9 protein-coding genes and 1 pseudogene are annotated in these 10,947 nt (G+C 65.7%); all 10 read left to right on the forward strand.

All coding sequences use genetic code 11. The annotated features are described in order from the left end of the window. Window positions 1–615: 615 nt before the first annotated feature. Window positions 616–2,706: pseudogene (locus tag MKK88_RS30850) on the forward strand (prolyl oligopeptidase family serine peptidase). A gap of 84 nt (window positions 2,707–2,790) precedes the next feature. Next, a complete protein-coding gene (locus MKK88_RS30855; RefSeq protein WP_244007132.1) occupies window positions 2,791–3,831 on the forward strand; it encodes a hypothetical protein in 1,041 nt (346 codons plus the stop codon). A gap of 95 nt (window positions 3,832–3,926) precedes the next feature. Next, on the forward strand, window positions 3,927–4,169 hold the full coding sequence (locus tag MKK88_RS30860; protein ID WP_244007134.1) for a hypothetical protein: 243 nt from the start codon (window positions 3,927–3,929) through the stop codon (window positions 4,167–4,169). Next, window positions 4,166–5,719 (forward strand): recombinase family protein, encoded by a 1,554-nt coding sequence (locus MKK88_RS30865; protein ID WP_313902364.1) that lies wholly within the window; start codon window positions 4,166–4,168, stop codon window positions 5,717–5,719. Before MKK88_RS30860 ends, MKK88_RS30865 begins: the two co-directional genes overlap by 4 nt. Before the next feature lie 142 nt (window positions 5,720–5,861). Further along, complete coding sequence (locus tag MKK88_RS30870; protein WP_244007138.1) at window positions 5,862–7,193, forward strand: tyrosine-type recombinase/integrase; 1,332 nt, start codon at window positions 5,862–5,864, stop codon at window positions 7,191–7,193. Further along, complete coding sequence (locus MKK88_RS30875) at window positions 7,190–7,966, forward strand: hypothetical protein (protein ID WP_244007146.1); 777 nt, start codon at window positions 7,190–7,192, stop codon at window positions 7,964–7,966. The genes MKK88_RS30870 and MKK88_RS30875 overlap by 4 nt, the downstream gene beginning before the upstream one ends. A 107-nt stretch (window positions 7,967–8,073) precedes the next feature. After that, complete coding sequence (locus MKK88_RS30880; protein ID WP_244007148.1) at window positions 8,074–8,385, forward strand: hypothetical protein; 312 nt, start codon at window positions 8,074–8,076, stop codon at window positions 8,383–8,385. A gap of 204 nt (window positions 8,386–8,589) precedes the next feature. After that, window positions 8,590–8,883, forward strand: coding sequence for a hypothetical protein (locus tag MKK88_RS30885; protein WP_244007149.1), 294 nt, complete (start codon window positions 8,590–8,592; stop codon window positions 8,881–8,883). Window positions 8,884–8,906: 23 nt separating this feature from the next. Then, complete coding sequence (locus MKK88_RS30890; protein WP_244007151.1) at window positions 8,907–10,514, forward strand: DUF3987 domain-containing protein; 1,608 nt, start codon at window positions 8,907–8,909, stop codon at window positions 10,512–10,514. Between the two features lie 49 nt (window positions 10,515–10,563). Continuing rightward, on the forward strand, window positions 10,564–10,947 hold a 384-nt coding region (locus MKK88_RS30895; RefSeq protein WP_244007153.1), incomplete at its 3' end, for a DUF3102 domain-containing protein.

Here is a 10,947-nt window from a genome sequence, read left to right on the forward strand (position 1 = left end):
GAACCTGAGGAAGCTCGCAAAGCTCCTCCCGATCCCGCAGCCGAGCCCGGCCTGACCGGCTGGCGACACCCAGCCCTAGGGCGAGGGCTCATCCCGCCCCTCTCCGATCTCGGCCGCCAACGAGTTTTTCAACGAAATCGACCCCGAGCGGAAGTTGCCGGACGGTCGACCAATGACCGCTTTTGGGAAGCGCGCACAACGATCCCGGCGGCCAGGTTGGATCGGACGCGGAACGTCCGCTTCCGGGCAGACCAGCAAGGTCCACCCTTGGCGCTTTGCCGACGAAGACTCGTTCATGGCCGAGGCTCAAAGCGAGCGTCCATTCCTTCGAATTTCGGCTCACTGCGATCCTTTGTGGAGCCGCGGAATGCGCCCTTGGCACTGGGCGCAGGATCGTATCAACTGCCTGTGCGCACGAAGCTGTAGCGCGTGTAAAATCAATGACTTGTTCCGGATGAATGGCTGTGTTCGTGCTGGGTGAGAATCCTGGCGCCCCAGCTATTAGTCCTCCAGTTTCGCAGAGGTCAAACGGGAGCGCCCCGCAGGGTTTTAACCCTATTCACGTTTTCGCCTGCCTGCTTCCAGGAGCCCAAGGCGCAAGGTACGCTCTTGGGCATGCCTGCTGCCTCCCACGCATACGGCGATCCCCGGCCGACCCTTAAGTCGCCCGATGACGATCCTTACCTCTGGTTGAAGGAGGTCGATGGGCCCGACGCTCTGGCCTGGGTCGAAGTGCGCAGCGCGGAAACGCTCAGCCTCTACGGCGACGCCGATTTCCGCCGCGATCGCGACATCATCCAGCGCCTCCTCGATCGACCCGATCGGATCCCGTTCGCTCAGCGATACGGCGCCTGGCTGTACAATTTCTGGAAGGATGCCGAGCATCCTCGTGGCGTGTGGCGCCGTGTCGGTGAGGCAGGCTATCGCGCCGCGATCCCAGACTGGGAAACCCTGCTCGATCTCGATACGCTCGCCGCGACTGAGGGGGAGGACTGGGTCTGGGCCGGAGCGGCGATCCTCAAGAGCGATTTCGATCGTGCGCTCTTGCGGCTGAGCCGCGGCGGGAAGGACGCGGCCGTCGTGCGGGAGTTCGACCTGGGCACCCGTGCCTTTGTCGTAGACGGCTTCGACCTGCCCGAGGCCAAGGGGGGCGCCACCTGGCTCGACCGCGACTCCGTGATCCTCTCCAGTGCCCTCGGTCCTGGTATGGCGACGCGATCCGGATACGCGCGTACGGTTCGGCTCTGGTCGCGGGGCACGGATCCGCTCGACGCGCCGGTGTTGTTCGAGGCCGCTGAAGGCAGCATGGGGGTCTGGGGCTCCTGCGACCATCAAACTGGATCGGAACGCCTGACCGTCGTCGAGCGGTTCGGCTTCTTCGACACGGCCATCCATCTCGGCGACCGCGCCGGCATGCGCGTCCGGCTCGACCATCCCTCGCATGCCGAGGTTCAGCTTCACCGTAATCACCTCTCCGTGCGACCCAGGCAGCCATGGACCGTCGGTGGGGTCGAACATGCCGTCGATACGGTTCTGACGGTCGCGCTACCCGAACTTCTGGCAGGCAGCCGCGAGTTCAGCGTCCTATGGCAGCCTGACGAGCGACACGCCCTCCAGGGCGTGTTCTGATCGGTCGGGCGGCTTATCGTGGACGCCCTGGAGGACCTGCGCCCCACCTATACTGTCTTCGAACCGGGTCCGGAGGGTTGGACGCGGCGGCCTCTTCACGGGCTTCCGGATTTAGGCTCGGTCCACCTCTGGCCGCTCGACGGAGATCCGGAGCGAGCGGACGGAGCCTTGCTCGCGCTCGTCCACGATCATTTGACGCCGCCAACGCTACTCGGCCTCTCACTTGCGCTCGACGCGCCGGCCGTCCTGCGTCAGGCCCCGCCGGCATTCGACGTGCGCACCATCCGGGTGACCCGCCACGAGGCCGTATCGGCAGACGGCACGCGCGTACCCTACGTCCAGGTTGGGCCGGAGGACGAAACGGGCGCAGCTCCCGTCCACCTGTCGGGCTATGGCGGGTTCGGGGTCTCGCGCCTGCCGTCCTACCAGCCCGTGCTCGGCAAGCTCTGGGTGGAGCGAGGCGGCACCTGCGTGACCGCCAACATCCGCGGCGGCGGTGAATTCGGAACGCGCTGGCATCATGCGGGCCGGCGTGAGGGCAAGGCACGCACCCACGACGACTTCGCCGCGGTCGCCGCCGACCTCGTCGCCCGTGGTGTGACGCGGTCGTCGCGCATCGCCGCCGAGGGCGGCTCGAACGGCGGCCTGTTGATCGCCAACATGCTCACCCGCTACCCGGAGCGGTTCGGAGCCCTGGCATGCACGATCCCGCTGATCGACATGCGGAGCTACACCAAGCTGCTCGCCGGTGCGAGCTGGATCGGGGAGTACGGCGATCCGGACGACCCGCAGGATTGGGCGTTCCTGGCGGGGATCTCCGCCTACCACGCCGCTGAAGCCGGGCGACCCTATCCGCCAATCCTGCTCGCCACGAGCCGCAGCGACGACCGGGTTCATCCCGGCCACGCGCGCAAGATGGCGCAGAAGCTGCGCGTCCTCGGCTACGAGGTCGCGTTCTACGAGCCAGCGACAGGCGGACATGGCTACGGCAAGGACAACGCGCAGGCGGCGACGTTCCGATCGTTGGAGTTGAACTTCCTGCGTCGATCGATCGGATGGGTGACGCCCGATGTATGAGCGCCATCCCGGGCCGGACGATGACGATCGTGGGCGCACGCTGCATATGGAACCGTGCCTGCACTTGTCGGTCGCGGGTCCGTAATGTCCGACGATGAGGACCGGGAGCCCCTCAACACGCGCCCGCTGAAGACGGCGGCGATGCATGGGGATGAGCGGGAGCACCCGGTTGCCAAGATCGAGGCCAATTTCCCGCCGCCGGTCATCGGCCGACCGTCGGCCACCGAGCGCGCCACGCTCCTCCGGGCGAGCTTCGGCCTCACCTTCGTCGGCCTCACACAGATGCAGCTCCATCGTGCGATCCGCGAAGGCCGCGGGAAGGGGCGCCCGCGCGAAACACTCCTGCGGGAAATCGAGGCGAGGGTGCTGGACCGAGTCGCGGGGCCATGGGCGATCGCCACGGTCAAGGATGCCGCCGAGCAATCCGTCGGCGAGTTGTCGCCCTGCATCTCGTTCAAGGCCTTCAAGGATGCGTACCGCAACAAGGGGCGACACCGCCCGGCCAATGACGAGGACAGGGAGGCGGACGCAGCCTGGGTCGCCGAACAGCAGCGTATCCTGCGCCTGCTGGGGATCGCCGGCCTTCAGGACCAGAGCATCACCTCCGAGCACTACAAGCTCGGCGACGAGGTGCGGAGCCACGAGAGGCCTTGGTGGGAAGGCAAGGAGAGCCGCATGGAGGGGCGCCTGCTTCTCGACGCCAAGCGTCAGGAGAGCTGGCACCTGAGCCTGCCGGAGATGGTCGAGGTCGCCATCCACGGGCATGTCCACCCGGCCGACCTGTGGCGCATATACACCCTGTCGAGCCGGATGTTCGACGCCGCCCTCTGCGCGGGCTGGTGCGGGATCGGGAAGCTCGGCCCCCTCAGCTTGGACGGCGCGCGCTGGCTTGCTCACTACCTGGCCGGACGGATGGGCCTGGAGGGCACCGACGAGACCGAGATCGAGATCGAGGACTATCTGCGCAGCAGGGACCTGATCCTGCGCGCCTTCAACCGATATGCCGGGACTGACCTCGACCTGTTGCGGCTGAATCTGCTGAACGAGGTGATGGCCGGGATTGTCCAGGGACAACCCATTCTGATCCGGACCCCCTTCGAGATGGCGAAGGTGCGGCTGGGCTGACTTTTTTCGTCGCCGACGAGGGGCGAGCGAGTTTTTACCCCAGTTTTTGGGGGCAGCGTGGTGTCATTGGGGGGCTCCTTCAACGGAGCCCTACGATGCGTAAGTCCCTCTCGTCTCACATATCCCGCCGCAAGGGCCGGAGCACGGTCGAGCCTGACCGCCCGGACGGGCGCCATGCCCCCGGGGCCCGAGCCCGCATCGTCCGCCGTCGTACCCAGGGGATCGCAGCACAGCCTTCGGTCGTCCTCGACCTGACTTATCGAACACCGATCACGAGCCCCGAGCTCGAGGCGATCGAGCGGCATCTCGCTGACCTCATCGACGAACTCCTCGGGTGAGGGCTGGGCTCCGCGCTTCGCCAACGACCTGTTGGCAACGCGTTCCCGTCCCTGTCGCCCGGCCCCGCCGTTCGGCGACGAGCGACAAGGGACGCCCGCAGCTCAGGGCGTTGCTCGATCGGGCCTGCGACGGCTCACGTCCGTTCGACGCCATCGTCGTACACAGCCTCAGCCGATTCTTTCGCAACCAGTTTGCCCTCGAAGGCGCACGGCGGCGGCTGGCCGAGCACGGTGTCGAGCTGATCTCGATCACGCAACCCGTGGCCGGCAACGACCCGGCGAGCCACCTGATCCGCAACGTGCTGGCGATGTTCGACGAGTACCAGTCGTGGGAGAACCGTAAGCACGTCAAGCGCTCGATGAACGAGAACGCGCGTCAGGGGTTCTGGAACGGCTCGAGGGCACCCTACGGCTACCGGACGATCGAGGCCGGGCAGAAGGGTAGACGGACGAAGAAGGTGCTGGCCATCGATCCGGTCGAGGCGGAGGTGGTGCGGCTCGTGTACCGCCTGATCGTAGAAGGTGACGGCCGGTCCGGCCCGATGGGCGTCAAGGCGGTCTGCACGTGGCTGAACGAGCGCGGGATGTTCACGCGCAAGCTCTGCCGCTGGGGGATCGGACCGCTTCACGACATCCTGACGCGACCACTCTACGCCGGGACGTACCAGTTCAACAGGCGCGACTCGAAGACCCGGCAGCGCAATCCGGAAAGCGACATCGTCGAGGCCCCGGCCCCAGCGATCGTCAGCGTCGAGCTCTTCCAGGCCGTCCAGAACACGTTGCGCAGCCGCAGGCCGTCCGAGGCCCCGCCGCGCGAGGTGACGGGACCGGTTCTGTTGACCGGCCTCGCCGTGTGCGGCCGGTGCGGCGGCGGCATGACCATGGCGACTGGGACGTCGAGCACCGGCAAGGTGTACCGCTACTACAAGTGCTCGCCGCAGATGCGGATCGGCGCGAAGGCCTGCAAGGGTATGACTATCGCGATGGACACGCTCGACGGTCTCGTCACGACGGCTCTGGAGCAGCGGCTTTTGACGACCGAACGGTTGCAGGAGATCCTGTCGGAACTGGCGGCGCGTCGGCAGTCGCGGATCGGTCCCGCACAGGTGCGGGTGCAGGCGCTCGCGGAAGAGGTGACGGACGCGGATATGCGCCTGAAGCGTCTCTACGGCTCGATCGAGGACGGGATCGCAGATGGGGCCGATCCGACGCTGAAGCAGCGCCTCGACAGCTTACGTACCGGTCGAGACCGGGCGAGGGATGCGCTGGCGCGCCTGCGTGAACAGCTGCGAGAGCCAGTGGCGATCGCGCCGGAGCGCGTCGAGATGTTCGCGCGTGAGATGCGAGCGCGGCTACGCGAAGGTGAGGTGCCGTTCCGAAAGGCCTACATCCGCGCGGTGATCGATAGCGTGGAGGTCAAGCCGGATGAAATCCGGATAATAGGGCGACGCGACGTTCTGGAAAAAGCTGTCGCGAAAGGACCGGACGCCCCACCCGGCGTTCGCAGTTCTGTTCGTGAATGGCGCACCCGACACGATTCGAACGTGTGACCTTTGCCTTCGGAGGGCATTTATTTGCTCCACTGAAGTTCACGGGGTTCCAATGCGCTCAATCACTTAGCTTGCCGCGTTCTCCTCTTGTCCACGCAAGTCCACGCCTACATATTGGACGGAAATTGGACAGGACCAATCCATGGCCAATCGTGTCCGCGACGCCGTTCTCGACTCGCCGACGGCGCGTGCGAAACTCAAGGCGCAGGCTAAGCCATACTTCCGAGCGATCGATAGGGGGCTCCATCTCGGCTACCGCAAGGGCAAGACCGGCGGCACCTGGGTCGCTCGCCGATACCTCGGTGACGAGCGGTACGCAGTCGAGGCGCTAGGCCGTGCCGACGATCGGCAGGAAGCCAACGGCACCACCGTCCTGAGCTTTCATCAGGCGCAGGACAGGGCGCGCGATAGGGTCCGCGAGGTCGAGGAAGCCGATCGGCTCGCAGCCTTCGGTCCGGCCATCAGCGTCCGCGACGCCGTCTCGGCCTACATCGAGACACGGGAGGCCAAGGAGACACGGACCAAGGATGGCGTCGGACTGATCCGGGACAGCCGCTCGCGGCTTACCAAGCACGTCCTGTCCGACGCAGCGCTCGCGGATAAGCTCCTCCAGGCCCTGACGGCCGACGACCTCCACAAGTGGCGCCGCCGCCTCGCGGCGGCCCTCGCGGACGGCACGGTCCGCCGCACCGTCAACGACTTCAAGGCTGCGCTGAACGCCGCGATCCGGCGGCAGGGCGACCAGTTGCCCGCCACGATGGCCACCACAGTTCGGAACGGGCTGGCAGCCACCTCTACCGCAACGCCGGTCGCCCGCGAGGCACAGATCCTACCCAACGCCGATCTCCAGCGAATCGTCGCCGCCACTGCCGAGGTGGATGCTGCCGGCGAGTGGGACGGTGATCTCCATCGCCTCGTAATCGTCCTGGCCGCTACGGGCGCCCGGTTCTCCCAGATCCAGCGCATGACGGTCGGCGACGTTCAGGCGCCGCAGAACCGGCTGATGGTGCCGGTGAGCCGGAAGGGCAGGGGATCGAAGCACAGCTCGCACGTCGCGGTGCGCGTGACCCCTGATGTCATAGAGGCGCTTCGTCCGGCGCTTGCCGGCCGGCGCGGTCCCGATCGCCTGTTGCTGCGTCCGCGCTGGCAGATGGAGAGGGTAGGGGAGTGGCGGAAGGTAGATCGCGTGCCCTGGCACTCGGCTTCGGAGATGCGCCAGCCTTGGGCCGCGATCTTGGAGAAGGCCGGGCTGCCGAGAGACCTCGTGCCCTACGCGCTGCGCCATAGCAGCATCGTGCGCGGCCTGCGCGCCAACCTGCCGGTCCGACTTGTGGCCGCGCTCCACGACACCTCCACCGCGATGATCGAGGCGCACTACACCGCCTACATCGTCACGGCCTTGGACGAGTTGGCAGCGCTCGCGGCCGTCTCTCTGATCACGCCGGCCCCGACCCAGATCCGGAGCGTCGGATGAGCGAGGCGCTGACAATCCCTGCATGGGTGCCCGACGGGGTGCGGCTCATGTACGAGGTGAGTGACCTCAAGAACGACTGCGCTCAGCGTCTGCTGACCGATGAGCGGATGAAGCCGGCGTGGACACAGCTCAAGAGCTTGATTCCCACCGACGACACTCCAACACCGAGCTATTATCCGCCCTCGCTGTACATAAAGGATAGAAAGAAGTTCATAAACGGCTGCTCGCCAGAAGAGTACCGCGATCTTGATCGGCCGCTGACGGACTTCGACAGACTTAGCGCGGCCCTGTACTTCCAAGTGGTCATCGCATTCAGCCAGCCAGAGCCTGTGCCTGTCTGGACAACGGCCGAAGCAAAGGCGATGGCGAAGCCATTTCTTGACGCGGCCAAGCTCTGTGAAACTTCTATCGAAGTCGAGTCCGCTTGGCAGTACGGCAATCCGCCGAAACTGATCAAAGAGGACTTAGTCAACGCGCTGAAGGCGACGAGAGACTATCTGGCAGGCCAAGGACAGATGCGCCTCATGGCCAACAATCCACGCGTTCTTAAGCGCAGCCGGGGTGAAGACTCCGACACGATGAGAGCGCACGCCAGAGTGATTGCGGTGCTGATCCGGGACTTGTTTGGTCCATTTAAGCGAGACTTCCCGCACGCCGCCGTTGCTCGGATCCTGACGGTCAGCCTCAACCGGAACGAAGACCTCGACGACCTGAAGAAAACCATCCCCGAGTGGTGCGATGATCTACCCACCCCAATAAGCGCCACTGCTTAATCGGGTGGGCCCGGATAATATTTTTTCCTATTCGGGTATTATGAGGACTGACGCAAAGAGCTAGCTCTACTCCACCACGAATTTCGTGGGTTCACGGAGTTGGCCCGATGCCTCGCAAGAGTGTTCAGGTTCAGGCGGAGCAGACTGCGACCGCAGTTCCCCGCACTATTCAAATCATTCGGTCCGAAGACACCAGCGCGATCAACGTTCAGGAGTTCTGCGCCCGGAACAAGATCGGCGAGAGTTCTTACTTCTACCTGAAGGCCATCGGGCACGCGCCCAAGTCAACGCGCGTCGGACGGCGCGTGATCATCTTCCCGCAGGATGAGGCGGCTTGGCGCCAGAGCATCCAGGACAACCCGCTTCCAACCTCGCTCCGGCGAGCGGCTGAAGCTATCACTAAGAGGGAGGCCGCATAGATTGGCCCACAATGTCAGAACCCCCGGCGCTGGTACGCCGAGGGCTCTGGGAAATGTCTGCTTGGCGGCTGACGATCTCAGAGATAACCCACACCACGCTGACCTTCAAGCGCGCCGGATCACCGCGCGCCTGAAATGCAGCCCGGCTGTCGCTGCAGTCTATGCGACGCACGCTTTTGAATTGCCTGAGAACTGGAGGCGCGCATGAGCGCCTCCCCCCTCAATCCCAACGACTTCGCCTACGGCGATCCGGACAAGCTGCGCGCCCACATCGCCGAGCTAATGGCCCTCGTCAGCATGCGCGCCAACATGGTCGGCGACTATGCGGTCCTGCGGGACGATGCCGGGCTGAAATACTCGATGCGCTGCGCCGCAGCCGAGTTCCGGGCTGCCCTGAACTTGCTTGGCGACCTGACCGAGCAGACCGACCGCGAGCGCCAGCGACGGCAGCCGCGCCCAGCGCCCCATACCCATTCGAATTCGGAGGTGCGCCCATGAGAGCGCAGCACTTCGCCGCCGAGGTGGATCGCCTCGGCCCGGCCGCCGACGATCACCGTCATGGTGATCACGGCAGGCCTAACGGCGCCAACGGCACTATCGGCACAGGGGGGTCTATCTTCTGGCCCGATCCCGATCTCAGCCTTCTCGGCACCGGGCGTCGACCCCCGCCGCCCTTCCCGCTGCATCTGCTCGGCCCATGGGCCGGGTGGTGCGAGCGCAAAGCCAAGGGTGCGTCCGCGCCGGTCGACTACGTGGCGGTCGCACTGCTCGCCAGCGTCGGCGCCGCCATCGCCAACGTGCGCTGGCCGCAGGCCGGCACCGCGTGGTCGGAGCCGCCGGTCCTGTGGTGCGCGGAGGTCGGGCCTCCGTCCTCCTCCAAGTCGCCGAGCATGGACGCCGCGTTCAACCTCGTGCGGTTCACCGACCTCCTGCAAATCCATGACGAGTTCGGCCATCCCGAACCCGTACTGGTGCCGCTCGCCCGCGAAGCGGAGGATCGGCTGGAGGCGTTCGCCAGGGACATCGTGGAGCGCTGCCACATGGCCAGCGGCTTGCTCGCCGGTACGCTCGGCAAGGCTCGCGGGCACTGCCTGCGCCTGTCCGCCGTGCTGGAGTATCTGTGGTGGTGTGGCGGCACCGAGGAATCGGAGCCGAAGGCGATCTCGCCCGAGTCGGTGACGGCCGCCGCCGACCTGCTGAACGCCTACTTCCTGCCGATGGCCGAGCGGGTGTTCGGAGACGCCACGATCCCGGTGGCCGAGCGGCGCGGGATGCTATTGGCACAGCACCTTCGGCAGAACCGGATGACGGAGTTCAACGCCCGCGAGGTCCGGCGTCAGATCGGTGGGATGCTGCGCGAAGCGGCCGACATGGAGGCAGCCTGTAAGCAGCTGGTCGAGGCGGGACTGATCCGCCCGCGCTTCACCCGGGCCGGCGAGGTGAAGGGCCGGAAGTCTCAGGGCTATGAGGTGCACCCGGAGGTCGCCGTCACCCGCCCTTTTGCCGATAGCCCGGTTCCAGCGCGATCTTACCCCCCTGTGCCAATAGTGCCATTAGCGCCATTAGCTCCGAAAACCGAACTAACGGCACAAACGGCACAAACGGCACAGGGGGGTAAGATAAATTTGGACGCGCCTCAGACCGGGTGCGTGTTCGAAGAGATGATCACCCCGATGCTCGGTCATCTCATGGAGGTGGCCGATCGGGCGAAGGTCCGCGGTACCATCGTGGCGTCAGACTCTAAACGACGGTCGAAGCGCACCAACAAGCACATCGTCACCGTGTTCACGATCTCTGCCATCTCGCGCTGCGTGAAGGCCAGCGCGGGACCGCTCGTGAGCTTGGAGGACAAGCTCGACATCACGCCTCCGCACAAGCGGTTCGTCAGGTCCGATCTGCTTGGCCGCGAGGCGCACACGATCATGGGCTGCGGGGGCAATTGGCCTTGCTGGATCGCAGTCGTGGAAGGCGATCAAAGAGGCCGTGGCTATCCAGCCAATCCCGATTCCTTTGACGCTTGGTTCAGGGGCTGGACCACGACCGAGGGCATCGTGGTCGTCGGCGACTGGCGCGAAGAGGCGCGGAACGACGGTGCGCTGGAGTGGCTGAAGCGCGCGGCGGCCGAGTGACTGCGCTCAGGCGCAGCAGGCACCTTTCATCAGCAACGGAGGATTCGTGATGACCCATTCCAATATCGCCGGTGCAATCAACGCGGCCCATGCCGGTGTCGAGGCCGCCAAGCGCGAGGGCGCCCGGTACGCCGTCGAGTGCGGCCGGCTGCTCGCCCAGGCAAGGGATACCGTCCCGCACGGTGGTTGGGACGCTTGGCTCCGACTGAACACCACCGTCTCGCCGAGGACGGCGCAGCTCTACATGCGGATCGCCCGGCACGTCGAAGGCGACTCCGCAAAAGCGCAACGCGTTGCGGGTTTGAGCGTGCGCGAGGCCGCCGCCGAGGCGACTGGATCGAAGCGGGCTACTGCATCTCGGAAACCCCTATCGCCCAAGGCCGAGCACGACTTCACCGAGTTGAAGCAGATCTGGGAGGAGGCGAAGGACAAG

It is taken from the genome of Methylobacterium sp. E-005 (assembly GCF_022829725.1).
GTDB lineage: Bacteria > Pseudomonadota > Alphaproteobacteria > Rhizobiales > Beijerinckiaceae > Methylobacterium.

What these genes read in the sequence shown, in the direction of transcription:
- MKK88_RS30855 (WP_244007132.1), top strand. Translation starts at nt 2,791, where the DNA reads ATGTCCGACGATGAGGACCGGGAGCCCCTCAACACGCGCCCGCTGAAG.
- MKK88_RS30875 (WP_244007146.1), top strand. Translation starts at nt 7,190, where the DNA reads ATGAGCGAGGCGCTGACAATCCCTGCATGGGTGCCCGACGGGGTGCGG.
- MKK88_RS30870 (WP_244007138.1), top strand. Translation starts at nt 5,862, where the DNA reads ATGGCCAATCGTGTCCGCGACGCCGTTCTCGACTCGCCGACGGCGCGT.
- MKK88_RS30880 (WP_244007148.1), top strand. Translation starts at nt 8,074, where the DNA reads ATGCCTCGCAAGAGTGTTCAGGTTCAGGCGGAGCAGACTGCGACCGCA.
- MKK88_RS30860 (WP_244007134.1), top strand. Translation starts at nt 3,927, where the DNA reads ATGCGTAAGTCCCTCTCGTCTCACATATCCCGCCGCAAGGGCCGGAGC.
- MKK88_RS30885 (WP_244007149.1), top strand. Translation starts at nt 8,590, where the DNA reads ATGAGCGCCTCCCCCCTCAATCCCAACGACTTCGCCTACGGCGATCCG.